The following is a 26,671-nucleotide window of genomic DNA, read 5'->3' as shown; positions in this document are numbered from 1 at the left end:
AGCATGACAGTGGCATTCTCAGCGGATTCGATCCTGGTCCTCCTCGACGTCGAGCCGGGCGGCGTGCTCGCGAGAAGCTCGGCCGGCCTTCTCGGCGCGGCCGCAGCGGTGGGCTCACCGATCGCGGTCGTGGTCGCGCCCGACGACCGGCTCGACGATCTCGCTCAGGCCGCTGCGGCCCTGGGCGCCGGGGTGGTTCTCACCGCGTCGGACGACCGGGGCTCACTCGGAGTACCCGCCGTCGACGCGGTCGCCGCGGCCGTGGAGCTCGTGCGCCCCGAGGCCGTGCTGATCTCGAACTCCACAGAGGGCCGTGACGTCGCCGGCCGCCTCGCTGCTCGCACACGCTCCGCGCTGGCGGTCGACGCCGTAGGCGTCCACCGGGACGACGATGGGGTTGTCGCCCGTCACTCGGTGTACGGCGGCGCCTACAACGTCACAAGTGCCGCGACGTTCGGGCCACTCGTGATCACCGTCCGCCAGGGCGCGATCGACGCGAGGGCGCAGTCCGCCCAGGCGACGGTCGAACCCCTCGCGGTGACGCCGTCCGGCTTGCCGGCTGCTCGCATCGACGCGGTCGAGGAGTCCGCAGTAGCGTCGACGCGTCCGGAGCTGCGCGGCGCTGCGAAGGTCGTATCCGGCGGGCGCGGACTCGGCTCTCCGGACAGCTTCGCCTTGGTCGAGCAGCTCGCCGACGCGCTTGGCGCGGCGGTCGGGGCTTCGCGAGCGGCCGTCGACGCGGGATACATCCCCTACGCCCACCAGGTCGGCCAGACGGGGGTTTCGGTCTCGCCTCAGCTGTACGTCGCCCTGGGCATCTCAGGCGCCATCCAGCACAAGGCCGGCATGCAGACCGCGAAGACGATCGTCGCCATCAACAAGGACCCCGACGCCCCGATCTTCGAAGTCGCCGACTTCGGAGTGGTGGGCGACCTTTTCACGGTGGTGCCGCAGCTGATCGCGGCTCTCGAGGCGAAGAAGGCATAGTCCGCCATGGTGACCTTCGGTTCGACGCTGCGGCGCGGTCTTCCGCGCATTCCCGGCGGTGAGCCCTGGCCGCCGGACGGCGCCGCCCCGGCGAGGAACGGCCACGGCCCCGCCGTGACCATCGTTCCCGAAGTCATTCCGGTCGTCGAGCCGGGGAGGAACGAGCCGGTCGAAACGCCCCAGGTGCTCGCCGCACCCGGGGCCGGGGGAGGTGTCGTGCGCCGTGGTCTGCCGCGTGCGCCCGGCGGCGAGCCGTGGCCGCAGGCATCCTCGGTTCTCGTCGCCGTGCGCACCACCGCGACACCTTCGCCGACCCCCTTGGCCGCGAGCGCGGCGCCTGTGGCCGCTTCCCCCGCGGTCGCGCAACCCGAAATGACGCCTCCCGGCGACGCGACGCCGCTGCGACGAGGGCTTCCCAGGGCCTCGGGCGGCGAGCCCTGGCCACCGGCCGGGTCCGCACCGGCCGCGCCCGCGCCCGCCGCAACCGCCGCGGATACGAATGGCGCGCCCGCCCCGATCGCGGAGGCTCCCGAGGTGCCCGCGGCCGGGGTGACGCCATCCGCAGCCCACACCAGAGCGCCCGCTACCTCCACAGGCTCTCCTCTCTCGCAGCCGCTGTCCCTTCCCCGCACCGTATGGGCGGGCGCCCACGCGGCGTCGCGCGCCACGGCCCAGCCGGAACCGAAGCGGATCGGCCCGTTCACCAGAGCGCAGTGGGCCGGCGCGGTCGCGGTCGGCGGCGCCGGGCTGCTGTTCGCGGCCGCAATGGCGGTGTTCGCGGTGCGGTGGCTGCTCTCGACGCCATGGGGGGTGGACTTCCTCGCCGCGTACCCGGGCGAGTACCACCTGCCCGCGGGCGCACCGGTCGGCTTCCCGGCGTGGCTGGGGTGGCAGCACTTCTTCAACGTCTTCCTCATGGTGCTGATCATCCGCTCCGGCCTGCAGGTGCGTGCGCAGAAGAAGCCACCGGCGTACTTGACGCCGCGGCGGGGTGGAGCACAGGGAAAGGTGAGCCTCACGGTCTGGTTCCACCAGTCGCTCGACGTGCTGTGGGTGCTGAACGGACTCGTGTTCATCGTTCTGCTCTTCGTCTCTGGGCAGTGGGTGCGCATCGTGCCCACGGCGTGGGAGGTCTTTCCCAACGCCGTCAGCGCGGCCCTGCAGTACATCTCCCTGGACTGGCCGACCGAGAACGGCTGGGTCAACTACAACGCACTGCAGCAGCTGGCCTACTTCACCACCGTCTTCATAGCCGCGCCCCTCGCGATCGCGACCGGCGTGCGGATGAGCGGGTTCTGGCCGAAGAACGCGGCGGGGCTGAACAAGGCGTATCCCATCGAGTGGGCGCGCGCGGTCCACTTCCCGACCATGCTGTACTTCGTGGCGTTCATCGCGGTGCATGTCTTCCTGGTCTTCGCGACCGGTGCGCTGCGCAACCTCAACCACATGTACGCCGCGCAGGGTTCGGTGGATCCGAGCGCGTACGCCGACAACTGGACCGGCTTCTGGTTCTTCGTCGCCTCGCTCGCCGTGATCGCCGTAGCCTGGGTCGCCGCACGCCCCCTCGTGCTCGCCCCCATCGCGCGCCTGTTCGGGACCGTCAGCAGTCGCTGAACGATGATGAGCACCGGCCGACGACTCACGCGCCTGGCCACCTGCGTGCGCGCACCCAACGCCGGACCCATGACGCTCGACGGCACCAACACCTATGTGGTGCGCGCGCCTGGATCGCCGCGCGTCGTCGTGGTCGACCCCGGCCCGCTCGACGAGGGGCACCTGGCCGAGATCGAACGCTTCGGCACCGTCGAGCTGATTCTCCTGACCCATGGCCACCACGACCACTCCGACGCGGTGGCGCAGCTCGCCGCGAAGACTGGGGCCGTCGCACGCGCGGTGGATGAGCGGTGGTGCATCGGCGGCGACCCGCTCCGCGGCGGCGACGTCGTCGCTGCGGCCGGCGCGGAGATCGAGGTCGTGGCGACGCCCGGTCACACCTCCGACTCGGTCTGCTTCGTGCTCCCGGGTGACGCCGGTCCCGACCAGGGTGCCGGGTCGTGCCCGTCAATCCTCACCGGCGACACCATTCTCGGACGCGGCACCACAGTCATCGCCCACCCCGACGGGTCGCTCTCGAACTACCTGAGCTCGATCGAGCGGCTGCGCCGCCTAGGGCGTCTCCACGTGCTCCCGGCGCATGGCCCTGCGCTACCCGACCTCGCCGCGATCTGCGAGATCTATCTCGCCCATCGTCGCGACAAGCTGGAGCTGGTCCGCAGCGTGATCTCCGGTCGCCGGGCGGACCCGGGCGACGTCGACTTGGTCCAGCGCGTGATCGCCGCGGCATACACCCATGCTCCGGAGGGCGTGCTTCCGGCTGCGCGGGCGTCGGTGCGTGCGCAACTCGAGTACCTGGCGCTCGAAGGCTGAGTACAACCTGATCGTCCTCGTCCTGGGTCACGCCCCACGGGTACGCGACCGGCGGGACGGTGCCGAGGACCGGCTGATCGGAATAGAGGCAGTCGTGCGGAGCGGGCGCGCTCAGCTTGTCTGGTAGCGGTACCCGCCGCCCGTCGCCTGCTGGAAGTCCTTCGAGTCGTGCAGTGCAGTCTGCGTCGTGCGCTCATGCACGATCGCCTCTGCGAACCGCGCGCGCAGCGGGGACCTCATCGTGTCGCGGATCGCCGCGAGCGCCTCGCGGGGCTGCGCGGCCAGCTCCGCCGCGAGGGTGTGCGCGGCATTCGCGATCGCCTCCGACGGCGCGACCCGGTCGACCAACCCCCACCGGAGAGCCTGCTCCATCCCGATGCGTGCGCCGAGCGAGAGCAGTTCGGTGGCGCGCTGTGGTCCGACGAGCCACGGGAGGGTCGCGGTGAGGCCGAACCCGTGATGAATGCCGATCTTGACGAACTTCGGCCACAGGTACGCGGTGTCGGCGGCCACACGGTAGTCGGCGCAGAGGGCGAGCCCCATGCCCACGCCGATGCTCCCGCCGGTCAGCTCGGCGATCCAGGGCGTGCGCAGTTCGAGCAGCTCTGGGGCGACAGCGTAGATCGCCTCGGCGGTGTCTTCGGGGTCGCGCGCGGTGTCCCAGTCGCGCCCAGCGCAGAAGTGCTTGCCTTCGCTGCGGACGATGATCGCCCCGCAGGCGGGGTCGGCGTCCAGCGTCTGCAGTCCGTTGAGCAGATCCCGCAGGACGAACACGGTGAGATAGCTCTCTGGCCCGCGGAGGATCTCGACGATTCCGACGCCGTCCTCTTCGGGCTGCGCCACCCGCACGCTGGCCTGGTCAGGCATCCGCACCTCCTCATCGACCCGATCAGTTTACTGATTTTTGATATGCTCGCCACCTCGGCCCATGATGATGCCGCAGTTCCAGGCGGCTCGAAGGAGAGCACATGTCGATCAGCGGTTCCAGCGCACTGGTCACCGGCGGCGCGAGCGGTCTGGGCCTCGCCACTGCGAAGCGCCTCGCAGCGGCAGGGGCGAAGGTCGTCATCGTCGACCTGCCTTCGTCGCCCGGCGCCGCGGTCGCGGGAGAGCTCGGGGGCGTGTTCGCCGCCGCGGATGTCACCGACCCGGCGGCCGTCGCCGCCGCAGTCGACGCCGCCACTGCCTTAGGCCCGCTGCGCGTGGTGGTGAACTGCGCGGGCATCGCCCCGCCCGCGAAGGTGCTGGACCGCGAGGGTGTGCCCTCGCCGCTCGCGGGGTTCGCGAAGACCGTCCAGATCAACCTCGTCGGCACCTACAACGTTGTCTCTCAGGCAGCCGCGGCCATGGCCCGGGCTGAGCCCGAGGCCGACGGCAGTCGTGGGGTGATCGTGAACACGGCGTCGGTCGCCGCGTTCGATGGGCAGATCGGCCAGCCCGCCTACGCTGCGTCGAAGGGCGGCGTGCACGCGATGACGCTGCCGCTTGCGCGCGAGCTCGCCCGTTACGGCATCCGGGTGTGCACGATTGCGCCGGGCATCATGGAGACGCCGATGCTCGCGGAACTCCCGCAGGCGGCGCAGGACTCGCTCGGCCAGCAGGTGCCGTACCCGCAGCGCCTGGGCCGGCCGGACGAGTATGCCGCGCTCGTGATGTCGATCGTCGATAACGGCTACCTCAACGGCGAGACGATCCGCCTGGACGGCGCAATCCGGATGGCACCGAAGTGACCGCCGATCTCGCCGTCCCCACGTCGCCGGTGCGCGTGTCGTTCGAGGCGGGCATCGCTCGTCTGACCCTGAACCGGCCGCACAGGCTCAACGCGTTCGACACGCAGATGGCGCACGCGTGGGTGGCCGCGACGACGGAGGCTGTCTCCCGCGACGACGTGCGGGCAATAATCGTGGATGCCGCGGGTCCGGCCTTCTGCGCCGGCGGCGACGTCGTCGCCATGGCGGCCACCATGACCCGTGGCCCCCAGCTCGAGGAGCTTGCCGCGCTCATCAACGTCGGCATCCTCGCCTTGACGGAATCCGCGATCCCCGTGGTCGCTGCCGCTCACGGAGCCACCGCGGGCGGGGGCATCGGCATCCTGCTCTCCAGTGACTACGCGGTCGTGGGGGAGAGCTCGCGCATCGGCAGCCGGTACGCCCAGGTGGGCCTCACCCCCGACTTGTCGGTCTCAGCGCACCTCGCTGCGGCGGTCGGCCAGCGGCGCGCGCTGCAGCTGCTCCTGAGCGATCGGATGCTGCCGGCCGATGAAGCCCGCGAGTGGGGCATGGTTGCCGAGATCGTGCCGGACGACTCTGTCGCTGTTCGCGCGCACGAGATCGCGCGGGCGTGGGCCGATGGTGCCGCGGGCGCGTACGGGCACGCCAAGCGGCTCGTGCGCACGCGCGAGGACCGTACGTTCGCGGCGCAGCTGGCTGAGGAGGCCCGCAGCATCGGAGCCGCGTTCGACACGCCGGATGCGCGCGAGCGCGTCGCCGCGTTCGCCGCGCGCTCGACCGCGCCGCGCTGACGCCGACCGGATGGAGATGGCCGGCGCGGCGGGCGCTCAGTCCTCGCGTGTCCGGATGATCAGCTTTCCGACGGCGCTGCGGTCGTCGAGGCTGGCGACCGCAGCGGGCGCGTCGGCGAGCGAGTGAATGGCAGTGGCCGGCGGGCGGAACGCCCCCGAGCCGATCGCCTCGCGCAGCGATTCCCACTGGTCGCGCGGTGAGATAGCGCCGGTCGCCATGAGCCCGCCCCACGCGACGCCGATGACTGCGGTGTTCGTCAGTAGAAGGCGATTGACCTTGACCGTCGGGATGCTGCGCCCGGTGAATCCGAGAACGAGCAGGCGCCCGTCGGTGGCCAGGCTGCGCAGTGAGTCCGTGAAACGGTCTCCGCCGACAGGATCCGCGACGATGTCGACGCCCCTGCCGTCGGTGAGCTCACGGACCGCCTGCAGGAATCCGTCCGGTGCGATCGTCTCGTCGGCTCCGGCGGCGCGGGCCACGGCGGCCTTCTCGTCGGAAGAGACGACCGCGATCACCCGGGCCGATGCGAGCTTCGCCCGCTGCACGAGCGCCGTGCCGAGCCCGCCGGCGGCGCCGTGCACGAGGACCGACTCGCCGGCGCGGATGCCGCCGCGATGGGCCAGGGCGAAATCAGCCGTGAGAACGTTCATCGGCAGGGCCGCAGCATCCTCGAACGAAATCTCGTCGGGCAGCGGCAGAACCTGCTTGCGGCCGACAAGAGCGTACTCCGCGAACGCACCGAAGGCGCCGATCGCGGCGACGCGCTGCCCGGGCGTCACGCCGGCGTCCGGTCCCGCAGCCACCACCACCCCCGCGAACTCGCAGCCGATCGTGAACGGGAGCGGGATCCGCAGTTGGTAGTCGCCGCGGGTCTGCAAGACATCCGGGAAGGTCACGCCGGCGCAGTGCACCTCGATGAGGGCCTGATCGGCGGCAGGTGCCGGGACGGGGATCTCCGTCACTTGCAATCCCGCGGGTCCGGTGTTGTCGATGTTGCGCACGGCACGCATCAGTCGAGGAAGAGACATCTGTCCATTCTGGCCGCACCGCAGTGCAGAGGCGGTCACCTTCGCTCTGCGAACGCCAGCATGCGCTTGAGATACCACGGCACCCTCCGTGCCGGCACGGCACGAGGCCAGTCGTCCGCCCGGAACCACGCGTCGGACCCGCCGTCGACGAACACGATGCTGCCGCACAGGAAGTCGGCGGCGTCGGAGAGCACGAAGACCACCCAGTCGGCCAGCTGGCCCGGCACCCCGAAGCCGCCGATCGGCACCGGGAACGAATGGATCGCCTTCGCCTCGGAGGGCATGGCCAGTTGCTTCTGGAGGAGCGGCGTGAGAATAGCGCCGGGGGCGAGCGCGTTGAGACGGATCCCCGCCCCCGCCCACCGCGCAGTCACCGCCTGTCGGCGCACCCAGCGGCTCACTGCGATCTTCGCGGCGCCGTACGCCATCGCGGGCGCGCTATTGCCGAAGATGCGGGTAGCCCGGACGGCTCTCTCGGAGTGCCCGGCGAGCATCGCGCGGATGGCGCGGCCGGGCACGGCGGGCGTGGTGGTGGTCGCGTTCGATGCGAAGACGAGGACCTTCGCGCGCTCGGTCTTGGTGAGCGCGTCGCGGAAGCCCTCGAGCAGCTCGACCACACCGAAGTAGTTCACCTCGACGACATCCGCCCCAACCTGCAGGACCTCGCCGATGCGGTGATTAGTCGGTCGGATACTCCTCTGACGGTCGCGCAGCTTGCCGCTGAAACTGCGAGCGAAAAGTCGCACATCGGAGCCAACAGGAATGTCATCGTAGGAGATCATGACCTCTTCCGCGCGCTCTCCCGCGTTCTTCGTCATCATGGCGTCACTGCCCGGCCAGACGCCTTGTGGACGGCATTTCTCGCCGCCATCCACTGCGCTGCGCTAGCAGCCACCGATTACCAGGCGTCGGCTGGCTGGGGTGCCGCCAACTCCCGCTCGACTTTCGCTTGTCCATGCGCAGCATGAAGCTCGCGTGATGCGTGCCCACAATTTGCCCACTTCTGCACTGGTTCGGGCTGCCGTCTGTGACCATCACCCGCGACCCGAACGACCATGAACCGCGGAAATCCGCACAACTTCTCACAAGCGACCCCATGCCGCCGTGCCAGGCGACTCCTCGTAATCGTGAGGTCACCTACGACTCCAGATCCCTTTCTCCATCGTCGAGGTTTGCCGCCGTCCCGGGGGGAGACCGATGAAGGAGGTGATGCACGACGGCGCCCCGTAGAAATGTCAAGTTCCGCGCAATGACGAGTAAGGACCACGTTCGTGCTGACGCGACGACGCCCGCACAACGAGCTCGGGCTGGAACACTGTCTGACGGGCGAGGCTCTCGGAGTCCGACGCCTCCTCGAGCACGATCCGCAGCGCGGTGCGCCCGATCATGCGACTTGGCTGGCGGATCGACGAGAGCGGCACAGCGGCCGCCGCGGCGAACGCGATGTCGTCGAACCCGATGATGGCGATGTCGTGGGGCACCAGCATCCGTCCGTCCACGACCAGCGACTGCAGCAGTCCCAGCGCCAGCAGGTCGTTGGCCGCGAAGAGGGCATCGGGCCACTCGCGGCGTGGGCGCGCCAGAATGCGGGCCCCTGCCGCGACACCGTCCTCGACGGTCATGGCGGCGGTGGCGACGACCTCGACCTCGACGGAGGTGTTGGCGTTCTCGGCGGCCACGCGGGCGCCGGCGAGGCGGTCGGTGACCTGCCGGATGTCGAACGGGCCGCCCACGAAGGCGATGCGACGCCGGCCGCCCTCGATGAGGTGCTCCACGGCCATGCGCCCGCCCACGACGCTGTCGACGGAGACCGACGAGAACCGCCCGTCACCGCTGAAGCGGTCGACCAGCACGGCGGCGATCCCTCGTGCGCGCAGCCGCTGAAGTCGGGCCGTGACGTCGCCGTAAGGAGCGATCAGCAGCCCGCGGACCTGCTGCTCCTCGAAGAGATCGAGGTAGAGCTTTTCGCGGCCGATGTCCTCATCGGTGTTGCCGTACAGGATCGCGATGCCGTGCTTGGTCGCCTCGTCCTCGGCCCCGCGCACGACCTCGTTGTAGAACGGGTTCTGCCCGTCGAGCACGACGAAGCCCACGGTGGTGCTCACGCCGGCACGGAGTTTGCGGGCGGCATCGTTGCGGACGTAGCCGAGTTCCTCGATCGCCCGGCTCACGCGATCGACCGAATCGGCAGACACCTCGTCCGGGCGGTTGAGCACATTGGAGACGGTTCCGACGGACACGCCCGCCCGCACGGCGACGTCGCGAATGCTGACCGGCACGGACACCCCCACTTCTTCGTCGGTTCGCGGTCCGGTCTTGTCGCGTGACTTGACCGGTTCCGTCTGCGTACTTAGAGTAGCCTGAAACCCGCCTGAATCGATTCATCCATTTTCACCTCAACGAGGAGGCCGCCGTGGCAGCAGATGTCGCATCCGCCGCGCAGCACCCCGCGCTCGAGCTTCGCCGGGTGGTGAAGTCGTTCGGTCCAGTCGTCGCACTGCGCTCCGGAAGCCTGACCCTGCACCGCGGCTCGATCCATGCCCTGATCGGAGAGAACGGCGCCGGCAAGTCGACGCTCGTCAAGATCGTCGCCGGGCTCTACCGCCGCGACGCCGGCGACTTCCTCCTCGACGGCGAGCCAGTGGACTTCACCAGCACGGCGCAGTCCAAGGGTGCGGGGATCGCCGTGATCTACCAGGAGCCGACGCTCTTCCCCGATCTCTCGGTCACCGAGAACATCTTCATGGGGCGTCAGCCCACCGCCGCGCTGGGACGCATCGACCGCAAGGCGATGCGCACCGAGGCGGTCGAGATCTTCCAGCGCCTCGGAGTCACCCTCGATCCCGACCGTGTCACCGACGGCCTCTCGATCGCCGACCAGCAGATCATCGAGATCGCCAAGGCCATCTCGCTCGACGCCCGCGTGCTGATCATGGACGAGCCCACCGCGGCGCTCTCGGGCGTCGAGGTCGAGCGGCTGTTCGCCGTGGCACGCAGCCTGCGCGACGAGGGCCGTGCGCTGCTGTTCATCTCGCACCGCTTCGACGAGGTGTTCGCGCTGTGCGACACGGTCACGGTCATGCGCGACGGCTCGTACATCGACACGACGCCCATCGCCGACACCACCGTCGACGAGCTGGTGCGGCAGATGGTCGGCCGCGACGTGACCGAGCTCTTCCCGAAGCTGCCTGCCGAAGTCGGCGATGTCGTGCTCGAGGTCGAAGGCCTCACTCGCAAGGGTGTCTTCCGCGACATCTCGTTCACGCTGCGGGCCGGTGAGATCGTCGGACTGGCCGGCCTCGTCGGAGCCGGGCGCAGTGAGGTCGCCCGCGCCGTCTTCGGCGTCGACGTCTACGAGTCCGGCGCAGTGACCCTCGCGGGCCGGAACCTCCCGAAGGGCAACCCCCGCCTCGCCACCAACCGCGGCATCGCGCTCGTCCCCGAGGACCGCCGAAAGCAGGGCCTCGTCCTCGAGGACGGCGTCTCGCGCAACATCACGCTCGCGATCCGCTCGAAGCTCTCCAAGTGGGGGCTGCTGTGGTCGGGACTCGAGAACGAGGCCGCGCAGGTCTGGGCCAGCCGTCTCGAGGTCAAGACCGCAGCACTGGATGCCGAGGCCGGCACCCTCTCGGGCGGAAACCAGCAGAAGGTCGTGCTCGGCAAGTGGCTCGCCACCGAACCGAAGGTGCTCATCGTCGATGAGCCCACGCGCGGCATCGACGTCGGCACGAAGGCCGAAGTCCACCGCCTGCTCAGCCAGCTCGCCCAGCAGGGCATGGCGATCCTCATGATCTCGTCCGAGCTGCCGGAGGTGCTGGGAATGGCCGACCGTGTCCTCGTCATGCGGGAGGGCCGCCTGACCGGCGAGTTCACCCGTGCGGAGGCGACCCCGGAGGCCGTCATGTACGCCGCCACCGCCGACGCGGAGGTCGCCCGATGACCGCCACCGCCACCCCGGTCGTCACGCCCGGATCGAGCGCCGCGTCCAAGCTCGTCAAGCGCATCGCGACCGCCCGGGAGACCGGCATCCTGATCGCCCTTCTCCTGGTGATCGTCTTCGCGACCGTCAGCAACCCGACGTTCCTGTTCTCAGGCGACGGGTTCCGCGACCTGCTACTCACGCCGTCGCTGCTGCTGCTGGTCGCGGTCGGATCCGCGATCGTCATCATCACGCGCAACGTCGACCTCTCGGTCGGATCCATCGTCGGCCTGACCGCTTACCTGACCGGCACGATGTTCGTCGACATCCCGGGCGTCCCGATCATCGGGGTCTTCGCCGCTGGCGTGCTCCTTGGCGGACTGCTGGGACTGATCAATGGCGCGCTCGTCGCGTTCGCCCGCGTCCCCGCCCTGGTCATCACGCTCGGCACGATGTACGTCTACCGCGGCATCAACGTCGCCTGGACCGGCAGCGACCGGATCAACGCCTCCGACCTGCCGTCGGACTTCCGGGCGCTCGGCACGGACCGGATCCTCGGCATCCCGATCCTCACGATCATCGCCGTCGTCGTCCTCGTCGTGGCGGCCTGGTACCTGCGCAATCTGCGCAGCGGCCGCGAGCTGTACGCGATCGGATCCGATCCCGCCGCCGCACACCTGTACGGTCTGCGGGTCACGCGCCGTGTCATCGGCGCCTTCGTCACCAGCGGTGCGCTCGCGGGACTGGCCGGCGTCCTCTACGCCGCCCGCTACGGCACCGTCAGCTCTGGCGCCGGATTCGGCTGGGAGCTGCAGGCCATCGGCGCGGCCGTCATCGGCGGCGTCGCGATCTCGGGTGGCGTGGGCACCGTCTGGGGCGCCGCCATCGGCGCCTTCCTGCTGCTCACGATCAACCGGGCCTTGCCGATCCTCGGCATCGACGACTTCTGGCAGCGCGCCGTCGTGGGCGTGCTGATCCTCGGCGCCATCGTGCTCGACCGGGTGCTCGCGGTCCGGCAGCACCGACGACTCGTCGCCCAGCGGGAGGAGACCCGATGACCGCTCTGACGGATGCCGCGACCGCCCGGGTCTATAAGGCCCACGCCAAGCCCGCCTGGCGTCGCTTCCTGCTCACGCGCGAGGCCGCGATCATCGCGCTCCTGATCCTCGTCGTGGTCGTCGCCCTCGCGAGCGTGCGCAACTTCGACAGCCCGCTCACGGTGACCTACCTGCTGCGCGACATCGCGCCGATCCTGCTGATCGCCCTCCCGATGACCTTGATCATCATCACGGAGGAGATCGACCTCTCGGTCGCGAGCATCGTCGGCCTCTCGAGCGTCATGACGGGGCTGCTGACCCAGTCTGGCGTACCGTTTCCGCTCGCCGCCCTCGCGGCGATCGCGGTCGGCACCGTCGCAGGCGCGTTCAACGGGTTCCTCATCACCGTGGTCGGCCTCCCGTCGCTCGCCGTCACGATCGGTACCCTTGCGCTGTTCCGCGGCATCGCGGTCGGCCTCCTCGGCACCACTGCGATCACCGAGTTCCCCGAGGAGTGGACAGACCTCGCGAAGGCCAACATCCCGGGCACCCCGATCCCGGTGATCATGATCCCGTTCGTGATCCTCGCGATCATCTTCGCCGTGCTGCTGCACTTCACCCCGTTCGGCCGCTCGCTCTACGCCATCGGCCTGAGCAAGGAGGCGGCGGGGTTCTCGGGGATCGACGTCGGACGCACCAAGTTCCAGCTGTTCGTCCTGAGCGGCGCGGTCTCGGGCTTCGCCGGCGTCTACTTCACGCTGCTCTACTCCAACGCCCGAGGCGACAACGCCATGGGCATGGAGCTGCAGGTGATCGCGGCGGTGCTGCTCGGTGGCGTCTCCATCTTCGGCGGCCGCGGCGCGCTGCACGGCGTGATCGCCGGTGTGCTTCTCATCGGCACCCTCGGCAGCGCCCTGCGCCTGGCGAGCGTGAGCAGCGACATCATCAACGTCATAACGGGCCTCCTGCTCATCGTCTCCGTTATCTCGTCCAGCCTGCTCGCATGGCTGCAGGTCCGCAGGGCCGCAGCGATCGGGAAGAAAAAGGGGCGATCCGCCGAGTCAGCCGACCCGGCGTGACCACCCGCGCACCACACACCACCGCAGCTACGCACCCGCTTACTGCACCAAGGAAGGAAACAATGATGTTCGGACTTCAGCGCAAGGGGCGCATGGCATTCGCTGCCGCGGCCCTCACCATGGGCGTCGCCCTCGTCGCGACCGGCTGCACCGGTGGCGGCACCGGCGGCGATGACACCGGCGGGGGCGACGGCGACGCGAACCTGTCGATCACGATGCTGCCCAAGAACCTCGGCAACCCGTACTTCGACACCTCCACCGGCGGGGCCGAAGAGGCCACCGAGGAGTTCGGCGGCACGTTCGAGGAGGTCGGCCCCACCGAGGCGTCGCCGACGTCGCAGGTGCAGTACATCCAGACCGCCGCCCAGCAGGGCACCGGTGGCCTCATCGTCTCGGCGAACGACCCCGAGGCGCTGTGCGACGCGCTCGACGAGGCCCGCGAGGCGGGCGTCAAGGTCGTCACGTTCGACTCCGACACCAACCCCGAGTGCCGCGACCTGTTCATCAACCAGGCCACCTCCGAGGGCATCGCCAAGGTGCAGGTCGACCTCATCACCGAGCAGATCGGCGACGAGGGCCAGATCGCGATCCTCTCCGCCTCGGCCAACGCGACGAACCAGAACGCGTGGATCGAGATGATGGAGGAGGAGCTGGCGGCCAACCACCCGAACGTCGAGCTCGTCGAGGTCGTCTACGGCGACGACGACGACCAGACCTCGTTCGACAAGACCGCGGCCCTGCTGCAGACCTACCCCGAGCTCAAGGGCATCGTCTCGCCCACGACGGTCGGCATCGCCGCAGCGGCACGCTACCTGTCGACCTCTGAGTACAAGGGCCAGGTCGCCCTGACCGGCCTGGGCACCCCGAACCAGATGCGCGAGTACGTCGAGGACGGCACCGTCACCGCGTTCGCGCTGTGGAACCCGGCCGACCTCGGCTACCTCGCCGCGTACGCCACGCAGGCCCTGATCACCGGTGAGATCACCGGCGAGGAAGGCGACACCTTCGAGGCCGGCAAGCTGGGCGACTTCGAGGTCGGCGCCGACGGCGCGGTCCTGCTCGGCGACCCGTTCGAGTTCAACGCCGACAACATCGGCGAATTCGACTTCTAAGTCGACAGCCGCAAGAGGATGCCCCGGACCGCTCACGCGGACCGGGGCATCTGCCTGTAATCAAAGCTGGCAATGGCGATCGGTCTTCGCGTAACGGACGTAGGGCCACCCGGGGTGTGGCATCACCTCGGCATGCTCCAGGAAGAAGGACGCGACGGAGCGACGTGCGGAATGATGGGAAAAACCGTCGAAAGAAGCGGTGCATCGCTGCGCACTCCCGAAAGGTCGAGATCCGCGGAATGACGCGGAAAGTTCACCTCCGCGCACCTCCGAAAGGTGATCCCATAAGGGTTCAAATCTCACCGTAGGCGCCCGTGCTGCGAGGGCCAAGATTAGGCTTGGGACAGAGCAAGGTGGACCATCGCGCGGACTGCGAGCGTGAGAAAGATTTGAGAAAACCCTGGTGGCCGCAGACGTCCCTTGAGCCACATTCAAACTCCGCGCGAAACGCGTAAAACCGCCTGAAACACCCTCATCGTCTGTACAAGCTGACCACCCCGACGGAGTTCAAATCCCTCCGTCTCCGCAGTTTTCCTGGAGTTTCGCGGTCGTCCACGGCCGCTTGAGATGCAGTTCGGATCGTCCTGTCGCGTCCCGACCGGTGCCCACCGCGGCACTCTGGATGTAATCCGCAAGATGGGCCTTCCGGAGCCTGTGCGTCCGAAAGGCCCATCTGGCGGGCTAATAGCCTCGTCGCCTCAGCCTCAGCCGAGGAAAAGCGTCACGAAGAGGCGGACCGATAGGGCGAGGACCGCGGCGAGGCCGATGATCCCGAGCAGGTTCTGCCACCAATGGTTCTTCATGTCGCCCATCAGCGAGGACCGGTTGGCCATGATGATGATGAGCGCCGCCAGCACGGGTGCGACGAAGATCGTGAGCGCCTGGGCGATGACGATGAGCTCGACGGGCGATGCCTGGAAGATCAGAGTGATCACGATCCCGAACGCCAGGATGCTCGCGCTGATGAGCTTGGCGGTGAGTGAACTGGATGAAGCACCTCGGCCGAGACCGTCCGAGAGCATGGTGCCGCCGGCAGTCGCGTTGGCGATCATCGACGAGAAGGCGGCTCCGAAGAATCCGAGGGCGAACACGGTGGAGCCGATCGGGCCCGCGAGGGGTTCGAAGATGCCCGCAAGGGCGACGATGGTCGGTGCCGCCTCGCCGGTCTTGCCCAGGACAGCCGCAGCGACGACGATCACGAGGGCCGTCATGATGCCGGGTGCGACGATGCCGGGGACGGTGTCCACGATCGTGACGTCGCGGTAGTCCGCTTCGGTGCGACCTCGCTCCTTGGTCCCGTACGACGTGTAGAACGCGGCGTTGATGGAGAAGTTCGTTCCGACCAGCGCCACGATCAGCAGCCAGGCCCCGTCCGGGACGGTGGGGATCAGACCGGATGCCGCGGCCGCCCATGACGGGTTGGAGAGGAACGCCGACACGATGAATGCGATCGCCATGAGCGCCACGATCGCGACGAGCACCTTCTCGACGACTCGGTAGACGTTGCGCAGCAGGAGAAGTGCTGCCACGGCGACGGTGCAGACGATCGTCCACATGACGGGGTTGCCGCCGAACAGCATCGACAGGCCGAGACCCGAGCCGACGGCGTTTCCGACCGAGAAGCAGAGCGTGATCAGGAAGATGCCGATGCCGGCGACGACGCCGACCCATTTTCCGAGATGGTCCTTGATCGAGGCGATGAGCGACACGGGCGACTTGATGCCGAGCCTGACGCTCATGTCGGTGAGGAAGATCATGAGGATCGTCGAGACGACGATGACCCAGATCAGGGCGTACTGGTAGCCGCTTCCCGCCTGGACTGCGGTGGTGAGGTTGCCGGGACCGAACTGCCAGGCGCCCGCGACGAACGCGGGCCCGATGAGGGCCAGCTGCTGCCAGAAACTCCGGCGGGTCCTGCGCGTGTCGACGATGTTCTTCATCGTCTCAGTCGAGACGCGGCCGTAGCCAGTGCCGGGTGTGGTGGAGGTGTGACGGGTGGTGGTGCGCTCGCTCATGGTGGTCTCCTTCATTGGAGGGCGGCAGAGCCGCGAGTCGTCGTTGACTGTGCGCCACTCGGTGGCGGATGTTCTGGGGCGGGGTGGCGGCGGCACGGCGCCGCCACCCCGTTGGGGTTCAGGCCGGGACGGTGACGGTGCCCAGTCCGGCGGAGGCGAAAGCGGCCGCGATCTCGGCGGGGGCGCCGTCGGGCAGCGGGAGCAGGGGAGTGCGGACCGTTGCGTGGTCGAGGATGCCGCGGTTGACCAGGCCCCACTTGAGGGCAACGGTGCCCTCCATGTGCGAGCCGCGGTGGTACACGTTCTTCGTCACCGGCAGCAGACGCTCGTGGATCGCGTGAGCCGCTTCATAGTCCTTGGCCTTGCCGGCGGCGATCAGTTCGATGAGCGGCTCGGGGGCGATGTTGCCGTAGCCGACCAGGAGGCCGTCGACGTCGAACATCGTGGGGAGCAGGTACTCGTCGTGGCACGAGAGGATCTGCAGGTCGGGATAGGCGGCGCGAAGTGCGGGGATCTCGGTGTACCAGCGGCGCATGTTGCGGACGCCGTTCTTCGTGGCGAAGACACCCTCCTGCCCGGCGATCTCGAGCTGCGTGTCGAGGTCGTAGGTGGCCTTGGTGTTATCGGGGTACTGGAACAGGATGAGCGGCAGGCCCGACTCGTCGTAGATCTCCTGGTACCGGGTCTGCGGGGCGCCCTTCTGGTATCCGAACCGCAGCCAGCCGTGCGAGGGGTACACCAGGCCGGCGGCTGCGCCGGCCGCGACAGCGGCCTTCGCCTCAAGTGCTGCCGTCTTGTTGCCCTCTTTGGTGATGCCCGCGATGACCGGCACGCGGCCATCCGTCGAAGCGACGAACGCGCGGATGACATCGAGCTGCTCCTCGTCGGTGAGGAAGGTTCCCTCACCGGCGTGGCCGAGGACGACGAGGCTCTTCACGCCGTCGATCGAGCCCAGCCAGGAGCCGAGGCGCTCGATGGCCGCGAAGTCGACGTCGCCGTCTTCGGTGAACGGAGTGACGGGAGCGGGGTTCAGTCCGCGGATGTCGAGAGTCATGATCTGCCTTTCCTTGTTTCTCTTCGTCGAGGGCCCGATCCCATGGGAACGTTATCGGGAACGTTTGCAGGAACGATTGCAAGTATGCGACTAGGATGCTGTCATGTCAACTCCTGCGGCGAAAATCGCTCCGCGCGGCTCTCGCGATCCGCGCGAGGGCGGCGCAATAGACTCGCCGAAGCGTCGATCGGAGGCTGCAGCAATGGACAGGCGTTCAGTGACTCTTCGCGACGTCGCCGAAGCCGCCGGTGTGAGCATCTCGACCGTCAGCCGGATCCTCGACGACCGCACGCCGAGCTCGCGCTCCGCGACAGCCGATCGCGTGAGGCAGACGGCGGACTCCCTCGGCTATCGCCGCAATGCCGCCGCCTCCGGCCTCCGCCGCGGCGCGACAGGCACGATCGGCGTACTCGTGCCGCGGCTGACCGACACCGTGATGGCGCTGATGTTCGAGGCGATCGAGCGCGTCGCCCGGTCACGCGGGTACTTCGCCGTCGTCGCCACTGCCGGCGACGAGCCGGATGACGAGCGCCGGGCGACGGAGACACTCCTCGACAGGGGGGTGGACGCCGTCATGCTGGCCACTGCCCGCCTGGACGACACGCTCCCGGCGTCGCTGCGGGAACGCGGCATCCCTCATGTGCTGGTCCTCCGCACGGATGGCGTGAGCCCTTCATCGCTCGGAGACGATGAGATGGGGGGCTATCTCGCCGTCCGTCATCTCGTCGACCTCGGACACCGCGAGATCGCCGTCGTCACGGGCCCCGACTTCACCTCCAGCGCTCGCTCGCGACTCGCCGGAGCTCGCCGCGCCGCAGCAGAGGCTCGCCTCGAGCTCGACGCGCGACGGGTCGTCTCGGGCGGCTACGGTGTCGACGACGGCGTCATCGCCGGTGAGCTCCTCTTCGGCCAGCCGAGCCCGCCCACAGCCATCTTCGCCGCGAACGACAACATCGCGCTCGGAGTCGTCAGCGCCGCCGGCAACGCCGGGCTGACGATCGGCGAAGACGTCTCCATCGTCGGCTACAACGACATCCCCCTCGCCAGCCGGCTCTCCGTTCCATTGACATCCGTTCGAGTGCCTTTCGACCAGATCGCTGCGACGGCATTCGACCTGCTCCACGAGCCGACGAACACCGCGGTGAGGCTGGCGTTCCCGAGCCTGGTTCCCCGCGCGTCGACGGCACATCCGCGCTGACCGCACGACCGCCGCTACGGGCGACATCGAGCAAAGGGTAGGTATTGGATGGCACGAAAAAGCCCCGGTCGCCCGGGGCTTTTCGTTCGCCATCCGCCGCGCGGTGCGGCGAGAATCAGCTCTGACCTCAGTCGCAGAGCCCGGTCGCGGTGGCGTTCTTCGCCTGGCCGCCGATCGCCTTCACGACGTCTCCGACGTTCGTGAAGCCGAGCGCGCCTTCCGTGTTGATGGTCTTGTGGATCTGACCGAAGCACGCGGCATCGGCGGGTGCGGCGTTGGCGGTGCCGGCGACGCCGAACACGGCGAGTGCAACGATGGCCCCGGTAGCGAGAATGCGCTTCATTGGACTTTCCCCTCCTCATGGCGAGTGCCTGTCACCCGCTGGTGACTTGTTCCGTGCCCGCACATGATTTGGATGCACCCGCACCCACCGGTTGGTGCCGGCTCCACCCCGATATGGGGGAATGCCTGCCGATCGCGCCCAGGGGGGCGACGCGATGGCAGATCGAGGTGGAGCCGCCCGGTCGTGAGCGTCCCGAAGGACGGCTCGCTCCGGGCTTCCGCCGTCAGAGGCGGAAGTCAGAGACGGGTCGCCGCGGCGCGCTCAACGAGCTCGCCGCGGTCAGACCCGGAAATGGCATCGAGTGCGCGCCGCAGCGCGGTGCTCGACGTGTGGACGGTGTAGGGGAAGTAGACGACCTCGACCCCCACTGCGGCGAAGTCGCGCTCAAGGCGCACACCCTTCTCCGTGCCGCGCCAGTCGTCGCCCTTGAAGAAGTGCGTGAAACCGACTTCACCCCAGACCGCGAGCTTGTCCGGAACGGTCTCGATGTGGACGCGGTCGACGAAGCTGATGTGCCGGACGATCTCGGCGCGCTCCAGGGTCGGAATGACCGGGTCGACGCCTTTCACCGCACGCAGCATCTCGTCGCTCACGACGCCTGCGATGAGCACATCGCAGTTCTCCTTCGCGTGACGAAGAATGTTCAGGTGTCCGACGTGGAAAAGGTCGAAAGCACCCGCGGCATAGCCGATACGCTGAGCCATTGAATGAGCCCCCAGAACTCAGTTGGGCGATCCCCATCGCCTGTTTCCCCAGAAATGTCCTGTTCTCCCAAAGAACACGACGTCGGAAGTCTACTCCCATGCACGTCCGCAATGCACCTGATTTCGGTCGTGATCATGGTGTGACCGAAGTGAAGCGGATGCCGTCGAACGACGTGGCGACCGGAGCCGTCGCGCTGCCGGACATGTAGCTCCAGAGGAGCATGGTCCCGGTCGTCTGCAGCGCGGCAGTCGAGTCCGTGGTCGTCGCCTGCCATGTCGAGGGCTCCGCTGCGGCTCTCGGCCACAGCTTCGCCGACAGGGTGGTGACGCCGTTGACGGTCGTCGCCCGTACGGCGACGCTGTACCAGGTGCCCGCCGTGGTGATCCGGTCGGGCAGCGCGGTGCGGCTCAGCAGCGTCTCCACTCCGCCGGTACGACGGATGAGGTCCAGGTAGGGGACAGTTCCGCTCACGTAGACCTTGAGCCGGTAGTCCGCCGAGGAACTCACCGCTCGTGGCGAGATCACTGTGTAGAGCGCGCCGGCCGCCGCCGTTCGATCCCATGAGAGGTTCAGGCGGACTTCTGCGGATGCCGCAGGTGTCGCGGCGGCTTGCACCTGCGCGGATGTTCCCGGCGTCGTCAGCCGGAGCAGGCCCACGCCGTCGGCCACGGCGAATCGCGAAGCGGTTCCAGTCGCGGTCCAGGCGCCGCCGACCTCGGCCGCCCCCCATCCGTTGGTCACTGATCTGCCGAAGTCGTCGGCGACGAGCGCCTGGATCGGTGGCGGTTGGGTGACGGTGACGCTGCGGGTGGTGCTGTGGGTGGCGCCCTTGTCGTCGGTGACGGTGAGGGTGATCACGTAGGTGCCGTCGGCGGCGTAGGTGTGMGAYTTCGATGCRCCGGTCTCGGCSGGTGTGCCGTCTCCCCAGTTCCAGGCGTGTGTGGCGATSGTGCCGTCGGTGTCGGTGGAGCCGGAACCGTTGACCGTCACGGCGCGGCCGGTGATCGCGGGTGTGGAGATGACCGCGGTGGGCGGAGTATTCGCAGGGAGTGGGGGACTCCCTGTGCCGCCCACCGCGGAGTATGAAGCGAGAAGCGTGCTGACGCTCGCCCCCGCGGTGCTCGAAAGGTACACATAGGCGCCGACCCCGCCGCTCGTCTGCAGCGCCGCAGTCGCGTCCGTCGTGGTCGCGCTCCACGCGGACGGCTCGACCGCGCCGGTCCAGACTTTGGCGCGCAGAGTCGTCGGCGCCGTCCCGCTCAGCTCGAACCGGACCCGCACCACCGTGCCGGCAGTGACACCTCCGCTGATGCGCTGAGTCGCGAGCACCGTCTCGGCACCGTTCACCACGCGCCGGAGTGTCACGGCGGTCGTCGTGGTCGACAGCTGGACAGTCGCTCGGTAATCGCTGGAACCGGTGTCTCTGCCGAGGAGAGAGATGTATCCCCCCGAACCGCCCGGCGCGACGGAGGTGGTCAGCTCTGCGTCGACCGCCAGATCCGTCGACCGGAACACGGTCGCATCGACCGAGCGACTCTGCCCGGGCGCGGTCGTGATCCGCCCGTTCGCGCCGTCCACGGTGAACGACGATGCTCCGGATGCCGGAACCCACGTCTGTCCCGTGTCGGCGGTCCCCCAGCCCGAGGCCGTGGTGCGAGTGAAGGTGTCGGTCAGGCGCGGCGGCAGCGGGGCGGTGCGCAGGGTGTAGACGGGAGAGGTGATGGTGTCGCCTCCGGCGGAGACCACAGCACGCCACTCGTACGCGGTGTCTGCGGCCAGTGCGCCCCAGGTCGCGGTCGCCGTCCCACCGCTGACCGTCGCTGTTCCGATGGTCTCGAAGGGCGCGGGAACCGGCGGGGTGAGCTCGAACGGCAGGACGAACGACGAGTTGGCGTCCGTTTCGTACCGGTCCAGCTTGGGCGAGTAGGTCGTAGCGGTCATCGTGTTGGCCGCGGGGTCGAACGTGTAATACCGCAGCCACCCGTCCCCGCCGTTCGGACGGTCCTGGTAATCGGTCATGAGCTGATGGACCGGCCGGCCGCACGTGTTCGCGTCGGTGCGGGATGCCTCGCCCTCGTTGCCGTTGTGCTCGTGTCCGGCGATCACTACGCGGATCTGGCAGTGCGTCGAGACGAAGTTGTTCCACAGCTGCGCCTGTGAGGTTCCACCCGGTCGCTGCGTGCCCGTCCACCTGCTGCCGGAGACCGTCAGGAAGCTGTGTGTGACCATGATCACGGTGCGATCGGGATGAGCGGCCAGCACGCGATCCGCCCACTCGAGCGCGTAGGTCGGAGCCTCCCACTCGAGATTGAGGACGAGGAAGTCCGTTCCTCCGGCGGTGAAGAGGGCGTAGTTGTCGAAGTTGCGCCGGTCGATCGGGTCCGCGCCGAACTGGCTCTGACCGAGGTGACCGCCGTAGCGGGTGCTCGCCGTGTTCCAGACTGCGTCTGCGTAGCGGCTCACCGGAAAGTACTGGTCGAACGGTCCGACTGCACCGGTCGCGTTGTCGAAGTCGTGATTTCCCGGCACGACGGAGTTCGGCATGTTCGCGTCGTCGAGGATCTTCAGCGCCGCCGAAACGAGCTGCCATTGCGCAGGATTCGTGTACTCGCTCACGAGGTCGCCGACGTGGACGGTGAAGGCGAGGTCGAGGCGCTCACGGTTGTCGACCAGCCACTGCGACTGCTGGTTCATGGTGGGCCAGCGGTTGTTGTAGGTGTAGTTCTGCGTGTCCGGAACCACCGCGATCGAGAAAGGCTCACTGCTCGTGGGTCCGGGGACGGTGAGCCCCTTCTTCCGGCCCTCGAAGGTCACGCTGGCGGCATCCCCGTCGGCATCCGCCACCGACACGACCAGCGGTGTGCTGGTGCCGACGGCTGCGCCGTCGGCGGGCGAGACGAGGGTCACCGCCGGCGGCGCGGCCTGAGCGGGAGCCGCCGCGACGAGACTCAGCGAGCCGACGGCCAGCCCCCAGACGACGCCGGCGGCCAGCCTCTTGAGCACGAACGATTCCCGCGCGTCTTCGCGCATGGTGACTCCCCAGTCGCGCAACTCCCCAGCCGCGCTGTAGCGCCATCATGGCACTGGGACGGAGCTGCGGCAAGGATTCGATCCGAAGCCGACCGGGCGCTGCCTGGCAGGATGGACGCGGCAGGTCGGAATGGGGGGACCGTGAGGCGAAAGGCTGTCGGCGCGATCGCCGCGCAATCGACCCAGGCCGCGATCAGCCTGATTCTGCAGATCATGGTGTCTCGGATACTCGGTGTCGAGACCTTCGGGCAGTTCGCCATCCTCTATGGCGTGATCGTGCTCGGCACGGCGGTGATCACCGGCGTGGTCGGAGACACCCTCGTCGTCGTCGATCGCTCGGAACCGAAAATCCGCGCGGCGCTCCAGGGCACGCTTGCGCTCGCCGCCGTCTCGCTCGCCGTGGTCTCCGGCGTCGTTGTTTCCGTGATCGGATTCGTCTCCCCGCTTGAGGCGCTCCTGTTCGCCCTCGCGCTCGGCGCGTTCGCGGTGGAGGAGATCGTGCGGCGACTGCTCATGGCCGACATGGCGTTCGTGCGGGTGGCGGTGATCGATCTCGCGGGGCTGATGGTCACACTGCTCGTGCTGGGAGGTGTGTGGCTGTCGCAGCCGCTGAGCCTCGCAGCATTCGTCGGAGCGATCGCCGCGGGCCAGACGGCTGCGTCCGTCATCGGATGGTTCCTGGTCGCGCGGAAGGATCGCGTCCTCGTCGGCTTCGCGGGCGCCGACTACGGCACGGTGTGGCGGTACGGCGCATGGCGCGGGCTCCAGCAGACTCTTCGTCCGCTCATGTTCACCGGGGTCCGGCTTCTCGTCCTGGCGGCGGCCGGCCTGGTCGCCGTCGGTGAACTGGAACTCGCTCGCACGTACACGTCGCCGCTGATCCTGGTGGTCGGCGGCTTCTCATCCTTCCTCTTCGTGCGCTTCGCCGGCCAGCACCGCGAGGGGGCTTCCGGCTCGCTGCGCGAGGCCGACCGAGTCGTCCTCGTGCTGCTGGGGCTCACTGTCGTCATGGGTGCTGTGGCGGTCGCCCTGGCGCCGGTGGTGGGCCCACTGATCTTCGGCGAGGAGCTGGATGTCGTCGCCGTGCTGGGCTGGATCGTCTACGGCGCGTCGGTGGCCGCGGTGACTCCCTACGGCGCACTCGGTGCGGCGACGGGTCGGCAGACCGCTGTGTTCGCGATCCGACTCATCGACACGATCCTCGGTCTGCTGGCTGCAGCCGTCATGCTGATCGCCGGTCTGGCGCCTGCGGCGCTCCCCTTCGGCCTCGCTGTCGCCTCGCTCTTGGGTGGGGTCGGTCTGCGGTGGCTGGCCGCGAATGCACGGGAGACCGGGGATCCGGACCGTCAGGGAACTCCCGGAGGCGAGTGATAGGTTCAAGATTCGTCTGGCATCTCAGGCAAGGGGGTGGTGTCGGTGGAGGACGTTCCTTATGGGCGGATTCTGCGTGAAGGATGGCTCATCATCCTTCTCGCAGCGCTGATCGGGGCCGGCGCGGCGTACGGCGTCGCGAAGCTGCTTCCCGAGACCTACACGGCGACTTCCGGCCTGCTCCTTCAGGTCGATTCGACCGAAGCCTCGCTGTTCGAGCGCAACCAGTTCAGCCTCGCGCGCATCAAGACCTACCCGGCTCTGGTCGACAGCCCGAGCGTGATCGAGGGCGTCCGTGAGGAACTCGGACTGAGCGCGGACGACTACACCGACCGCGACATTAGGCGCATGCTCTCGGCCGAGAACACGGCCGATACCGTTCTTCTCGCCGTGCGGGCGGATGCTCCCACCGCGAAGCTCGCCGCCGACCTCGCCAACGCAGCGGCCGCCAATCTTTCGCTGCTCATCGAGGGCACCGAGAACTCCGGCGACGACGAGCGCTACCAGGTCATCCTCGAGCAGGTCCTTCCCGCTGTCGAACCTCTCGCTCCGACGTCTCCGCAGGTTCTCGCGATCACCGGACTCGGGCTCATCGGGGGATTCGCCCTGGGTGCGATCGTCGCGGTCTACCGGACGACGACCAGTCGGCGGATCAGCACGATCTCCGACGTGCGTCGCGCATCCGGCCTGCCCGTCGTCGGCCAGATCCCCCGGCCGTCCCGAGTGCCGCTCGCGAGGTTCCGCAAGCGCGCGGAGGCCGCTGCCGATGCTGCGTACGCGGATGCGCTCAACAACCTCTCGACCCTGGGCGGCCGCGGGCTCTCAAGACTTCTGCTCGTGCCGGTGTCCGAGGGAGGAGTCGACCAGGACGAGCTGAACGGTCTGCTCGAGGCATACGCTGCCGCCGGGCGACGAGTCGGTGTGCTCGACACGCGCGCCGAGATCAGCAAGGACGGCGACTTCCGCTCGCTGGCCGACGCGCTCGTGGCGAGATCCGCCGCTACGGCCGTCGCATCCTCCGCCGAATCCGGAGCGGTGATCTATGCATCCACGAGTCCTATTCCTACGGCGACTCTCGAGCGCGAGCTGCCGCGGGCGATCCTGCGTCTCGCCGCCGACTTCGACATCGTGCTGCTGGTCGCCGACCCAGGCGCATCGGGCCTGATCGAGGCGGCCGCGCAGACGGGCGCCCATGTGCTGCTCTCGGTGCGACGCAACGCCACGTCGGCGACGGAGCTGGTGGCGGTCGCCACCCGCCTGCGAGTCATGGGCATCCGACCGCTCGGCGTTCTGATCACGCAGGCGGCTTCCCGCTCGGTCGGTGCGGCGGCCGAGTCCTGGCGCGAGTCCGACCGCGTCGACGCCGTCCTGGTCCCGGGTGGGCCCGCTTCGGGCGACATCGACGAATTCGATCATGTGGCGGCCGCGTGGCACAGCGCCGAAGAGCGGAATCCGGCCTCGGGTCCCAGGGAATCCGTCGCCGGCTCCGATCGGCCGGGCGACCCGGCCGCCACGACGTCCGTGCAGTTCGCCGATGACGAAGGCCGTGCGCGCCGCTGATCGCCCGCCGCCGCATCACGGGGACGGCAGGAAGCCGAGCCGTGAGCGGATGTTCGTCGTCGGGCTCATCTTCCTCCTGCTGATCATCAGCGTCATTCCGTGGCGCAGCGCGATGGTCTACGAAGGCGGGATCGACTCGGTCGTGATCGCGAAGGCACTCGTGGCGCTGATCACGCTCGGCGGTGCGTTCCTGCTGTGGGTGCACACCACGACGAAGGTTCCGATCGGCCTCGGCCCTGCCGGCATCCTGTTCGTGATCCTGCTGGTGTCGCTGCTCGCTTCGGTCGTCTCAGGCAACGTGAGCGCCACCCTCGTGCTCGTCATCCGTGTGGTGATGGTGATGGTCACCGTCCTGCTTCTGCTCTCCTGCGTACCCTGGCACATCGGGCTGGGGTCGCTCATGGCGGCGATGGGCCTGATCGCGATCGTCGCCGCCGTCACCGGACTCCCGTCTCTCGCCTCCGAGGGCCGGCTCGGCGGTGGCGTGCCTGAGATCCATCCGAACGAGCTCGCCGGACTGGCAGGACCGCCGCTCGTGGCGCTCGTCGTGCTCATGCTGCGCACGAGAGTGCGGCCATGGAGCATGTCGGCCGCCGTCGTCCTCCTGGCGATCCTGATCGCCAGCGGCTCGCGGACAGCGCTGCTGGGCGTGATCGTGACGATCGCCGTCGCCGTGATCACGAATGGGATCCGCAACCGCGGCGTGGTCTACCTGCTCCTCGGTGGACTGCCGCTCGCGTACGCGATCGCTCTGTTCACCGGCATCGTGAGCGACCTCGCAACGCGGGGCGGGTCGACGGACACGACGTCCGCCCTCGACTCGCGGTTCGATGCCTGGAAGGTGGTGCTCGGCTGGGATTGGGCGTCCTGGGAGAAGTGGATCGGGCTCGGACTGTCGGTGAAACAGGTCAAGGTCGACATCCAGTGGCGCGACGAGCAGGTCCTCGACAGCAGCTGGGCGTCGCTGCTTGCGCAGACGGGCCTGCTGGGAACTGCGCTGGCGGCCGGACTGGTCGCGTGGTGTCTCATCGCGGCCCTGATCTCCAGTTCTCGACGGGGTGTTCTGCTTCCGCTCCTCGTCCTCTTGGTGATGCGATCGGTCACCGAGAGTGGACTCGTCGACAGTGCGATGCCGTTCATCCAGTTCCTGGTGATCGCGACTCTCCTGACGCATCGATCCCGGCACGCCGATGACCCCTCCGCCCCTCACGACCTTCAGCGGACTCCGAGTGTTCCCCGGGCGGCGGTGACATAGGATGGCGACGATCGCGGTTCGGGGGAAGC

Annotated in this window: 22 protein-coding genes; 13 read left to right on the top strand and 9 right to left on the bottom strand. The window is 68.6% G+C overall.

The annotated features are described in order from the left end of the window. Window positions 1-9 precede the first annotated feature (9 nt). Genes ASD56_RS02235 through ASD56_RS02225 form a run of 3 tightly spaced genes read left to right on the top strand, consistent with a single transcriptional unit; the run spans window position 10 to window position 3,414 of the window. Window positions 10-987, top strand: a complete 978-nt coding sequence (locus ASD56_RS02235; RefSeq protein ID WP_442922370.1) for an electron transfer flavoprotein subunit alpha/FixB family protein — start codon at window positions 10-12, stop codon at window positions 985-987. A gap of 6 nt (window positions 988-993) precedes the next feature. Next, window positions 994-2,601 (top strand): cytochrome b/b6 domain-containing protein, encoded by a 1,608-nt coding sequence (locus ASD56_RS02230; protein ID WP_055960707.1) that lies wholly within the window; start codon window positions 994-996, stop codon window positions 2,599-2,601. Between the two features lie 6 nt (window positions 2,602-2,607). Next, the gene (locus tag ASD56_RS02225) at window positions 2,608-3,414 is read left to right on the top strand and encodes an MBL fold metallo-hydrolase (protein WP_055960705.1); all 807 of its coding nucleotides are present in this window, start codon (window positions 2,608-2,610) and stop codon (window positions 3,412-3,414) included. Window positions 3,415-3,525: 111 nt separating this feature from the next. Here the strand turns inward: ASD56_RS02225 and ASD56_RS02220 are convergent, their stop codons facing one another. Beyond that, complete coding sequence (locus ASD56_RS02220; RefSeq protein WP_055960703.1) at window positions 3,526-4,281, bottom strand: enoyl-CoA hydratase/isomerase family protein; 756 nt, start codon at window positions 4,279-4,281, stop codon at window positions 3,526-3,528. 101 nt (window positions 4,282-4,382) lie between these two features. Here ASD56_RS02220 and ASD56_RS02215 point away from each other — a divergent pair, with 101 nt between their 5' ends. Continuing rightward, window positions 4,383-5,144 carry an SDR family NAD(P)-dependent oxidoreductase gene (locus ASD56_RS02215; protein ID WP_055960701.1) on the top strand — a complete coding sequence of 254 codons (762 nt, stop codon included), beginning with the start codon at window positions 4,383-4,385 and terminating at the stop codon, window positions 5,142-5,144. Next, the gene (locus ASD56_RS02210; RefSeq protein WP_235565482.1) at window positions 5,141-5,935 is read left to right on the top strand and encodes an enoyl-CoA hydratase/isomerase family protein; all 795 of its coding nucleotides are present in this window, start codon (window positions 5,141-5,143) and stop codon (window positions 5,933-5,935) included. Before ASD56_RS02215 ends, ASD56_RS02210 begins: the two co-directional genes overlap by 4 nt. A 36-nt stretch (window positions 5,936-5,971) precedes the next feature. Here ASD56_RS02210 and ASD56_RS02205 read toward each other — a convergent pair whose 3' ends face one another. From ASD56_RS02205 to ASD56_RS02195, 3 genes are all read right to left on the bottom strand, one after another. After that, complete coding sequence (locus ASD56_RS02205) at window positions 5,972-6,964, bottom strand: NADPH:quinone oxidoreductase family protein (RefSeq protein WP_235565480.1); 993 nt, start codon at window positions 6,962-6,964, stop codon at window positions 5,972-5,974. Window positions 6,965-6,999: 35 nt separating this feature from the next. Then, window positions 7,000-7,839: an SDR family oxidoreductase gene (locus ASD56_RS02200; RefSeq protein WP_200947442.1), complete on the bottom strand. Its 840-nt coding sequence runs from the start codon at window positions 7,837-7,839 to the stop codon at window positions 7,000-7,002. Window positions 7,840-8,199: 360 nt separating this feature from the next. Continuing rightward, window positions 8,200-9,243 (bottom strand): LacI family DNA-binding transcriptional regulator, encoded by a 1,044-nt coding sequence (locus tag ASD56_RS02195; protein ID WP_055963471.1) that lies wholly within the window; start codon window positions 9,241-9,243, stop codon window positions 8,200-8,202. A 134-nt stretch (window positions 9,244-9,377) separates the two neighbouring features. Here ASD56_RS02195 and ASD56_RS02190 point away from each other — a divergent pair, with 134 nt between their 5' ends. The 4 genes from ASD56_RS02190 (at window position 9,378) to rhaS (ending at window position 14,111) form a co-directional block, all read left to right on the top strand. Further along, window positions 9,378-10,904, top strand: coding sequence for a sugar ABC transporter ATP-binding protein (locus tag ASD56_RS02190; RefSeq protein ID WP_055960697.1), 1,527 nt, complete (start codon window positions 9,378-9,380; stop codon window positions 10,902-10,904). After that, entirely contained in the window at window positions 10,901-11,941 is a 1,041-nt protein-coding gene (locus ASD56_RS02185) for an ABC transporter permease (RefSeq protein ID WP_055960695.1), read from the top strand. Before ASD56_RS02190 ends, ASD56_RS02185 begins: the two co-directional genes overlap by 4 nt. Further along, a complete protein-coding gene (locus ASD56_RS02180; RefSeq protein WP_055960693.1) occupies window positions 11,938-12,999 on the top strand; it encodes an ABC transporter permease in 1,062 nt (353 codons plus the stop codon). The genes ASD56_RS02185 and ASD56_RS02180 overlap by 4 nt, the downstream gene beginning before the upstream one ends. Window positions 13,000-13,064: 65 nt before the next feature. Beyond that, window positions 13,065-14,111, top strand: a complete 1,047-nt coding sequence (gene rhaS, locus ASD56_RS02175; RefSeq protein ID WP_082541334.1) for a rhamnose ABC transporter substrate-binding protein — start codon at window positions 13,065-13,067, stop codon at window positions 14,109-14,111. Window positions 14,112-14,815: 704 nt separating this feature from the next. Here the strand turns inward: rhaS and ASD56_RS02170 are convergent. After that, window positions 14,816-16,126 (bottom strand): Nramp family divalent metal transporter, encoded by a 1,311-nt coding sequence (locus ASD56_RS02170; protein ID WP_082541184.1) that lies wholly within the window; start codon window positions 16,124-16,126, stop codon window positions 14,816-14,818. Between the two features lie 118 nt (window positions 16,127-16,244). Further along, entirely contained in the window at window positions 16,245-17,180 is a 936-nt protein-coding gene (locus ASD56_RS02165; RefSeq protein ID WP_200947441.1) for a dihydrodipicolinate synthase family protein, read from the bottom strand. 202 nt (window positions 17,181-17,382) lie between these two features. On the opposite strand from ASD56_RS02165, the gene ASD56_RS02160 reads away from it, so the two are divergent. Continuing rightward, on the top strand, window positions 17,383-18,378 hold the full coding sequence (locus ASD56_RS02160; RefSeq protein WP_055960687.1) for a LacI family DNA-binding transcriptional regulator: 996 nt from the start codon (window positions 17,383-17,385) through the stop codon (window positions 18,376-18,378). 127 nt (window positions 18,379-18,505) lie between these two features. Here the strand turns inward: ASD56_RS02160 and ASD56_RS02155 are convergent, their stop codons facing one another. From ASD56_RS02155 to ASD56_RS02145, 3 genes are all read right to left on the bottom strand, one after another. Beyond that, window positions 18,506-18,721: a hypothetical protein gene (locus tag ASD56_RS02155; protein ID WP_055960685.1), complete on the bottom strand. Its 216-nt coding sequence runs from the start codon at window positions 18,719-18,721 to the stop codon at window positions 18,506-18,508. A 236-nt stretch (window positions 18,722-18,957) separates the two neighbouring features. Beyond that, window positions 18,958-19,425: an adenylyltransferase/cytidyltransferase family protein gene (locus tag ASD56_RS02150; protein WP_055960683.1), complete on the bottom strand. Its 468-nt coding sequence runs from the start codon at window positions 19,423-19,425 to the stop codon at window positions 18,958-18,960. Between the two features lie 133 nt (window positions 19,426-19,558). Continuing rightward, a complete protein-coding gene (locus ASD56_RS02145) occupies window positions 19,559-22,456 on the bottom strand; it encodes a PKD domain-containing protein (protein WP_157535725.1) in 2,898 nt (965 codons plus the stop codon). A 141-nt stretch (window positions 22,457-22,597) separates the two neighbouring features. Here ASD56_RS02145 and ASD56_RS02140 point away from each other — a divergent pair, with 141 nt between their 5' ends. The 3 genes from ASD56_RS02140 to ASD56_RS02130 are packed head-to-tail and all read left to right on the top strand — an operon-like array spanning window position 22,598 to window position 26,642. Next, the gene (locus ASD56_RS02140; RefSeq protein ID WP_055960680.1) at window positions 22,598-23,827 is read left to right on the top strand and encodes a hypothetical protein; all 1,230 of its coding nucleotides are present in this window, start codon (window positions 22,598-22,600) and stop codon (window positions 23,825-23,827) included. Window positions 23,828-23,863: 36 nt separating this feature from the next. Beyond that, on the top strand, window positions 23,864-25,387 hold the full coding sequence (locus ASD56_RS02135; RefSeq protein WP_055960678.1) for a YveK family protein: 1,524 nt from the start codon (window positions 23,864-23,866) through the stop codon (window positions 25,385-25,387). Continuing rightward, entirely contained in the window at window positions 25,362-26,642 is a 1,281-nt protein-coding gene (locus ASD56_RS02130) for an O-antigen ligase family protein (protein ID WP_157535723.1), read from the top strand. Before ASD56_RS02135 ends, ASD56_RS02130 begins: the two co-directional genes overlap by 26 nt. Window positions 26,643-26,671: the final 29 nt, after the last annotated feature.

Source organism: Microbacterium sp. Root166 (assembly GCF_001427145.1).
Lineage (GTDB): Bacteria > Actinomycetota > Actinomycetes > Actinomycetales > Microbacteriaceae > Microbacterium.
This window is presented reverse-complemented; position numbering and strand designations above follow the sequence as displayed.

Coding starts and splice junctions, on each gene's coding strand:
- ASD56_RS02165 (WP_200947441.1), bottom strand. CDS start 17,180: ATGACTCTCGACATCCGCGGACTGAACCCCGCTCCCGTCACTCCGTTC.
- ASD56_RS02230 (WP_055960707.1), top strand. CDS start 994: ATGGTGACCTTCGGTTCGACGCTGCGGCGCGGTCTTCCGCGCATTCCC.
- ASD56_RS02155 (WP_055960685.1), bottom strand. CDS start 18,721: ATGAAGCGCATTCTCGCTACCGGGGCCATCGTTGCACTCGCCGTGTTC.
- ASD56_RS02225 (WP_055960705.1), top strand. CDS start 2,608: ATGAGCACCGGCCGACGACTCACGCGCCTGGCCACCTGCGTGCGCGCA.
- ASD56_RS02185 (WP_055960695.1), top strand. CDS start 10,901: ATGACCGCCACCGCCACCCCGGTCGTCACGCCCGGATCGAGCGCCGCG.
- ASD56_RS02180 (WP_055960693.1), top strand. CDS start 11,938: ATGACCGCTCTGACGGATGCCGCGACCGCCCGGGTCTATAAGGCCCAC.
- ASD56_RS02160 (WP_055960687.1), top strand. CDS start 17,383: ATGGACAGGCGTTCAGTGACTCTTCGCGACGTCGCCGAAGCCGCCGGT.
- ASD56_RS02170 (WP_082541184.1), bottom strand. CDS start 16,126: ATGAGCGAGCGCACCACCACCCGTCACACCTCCACCACACCCGGCACT.
- ASD56_RS02220 (WP_055960703.1), bottom strand. CDS start 4,281: ATGCCTGACCAGGCCAGCGTGCGGGTGGCGCAGCCCGAAGAGGACGGC.
- ASD56_RS02130 (WP_157535723.1), top strand. CDS start 25,362: ATGACGAAGGCCGTGCGCGCCGCTGATCGCCCGCCGCCGCATCACGGG.
- ASD56_RS02205 (WP_235565480.1), bottom strand. CDS start 6,964: ATGTCTCTTCCTCGACTGATGCGTGCCGTGCGCAACATCGACAACACC.
- ASD56_RS02215 (WP_055960701.1), top strand. CDS start 4,383: ATGTCGATCAGCGGTTCCAGCGCACTGGTCACCGGCGGCGCGAGCGGT.
- ASD56_RS02150 (WP_055960683.1), bottom strand. CDS start 19,425: ATGGCTCAGCGTATCGGCTATGCCGCGGGTGCTTTCGACCTTTTCCAC.
- rhaS (WP_082541334.1), top strand. CDS start 13,065: ATGTTCGGACTTCAGCGCAAGGGGCGCATGGCATTCGCTGCCGCGGCC.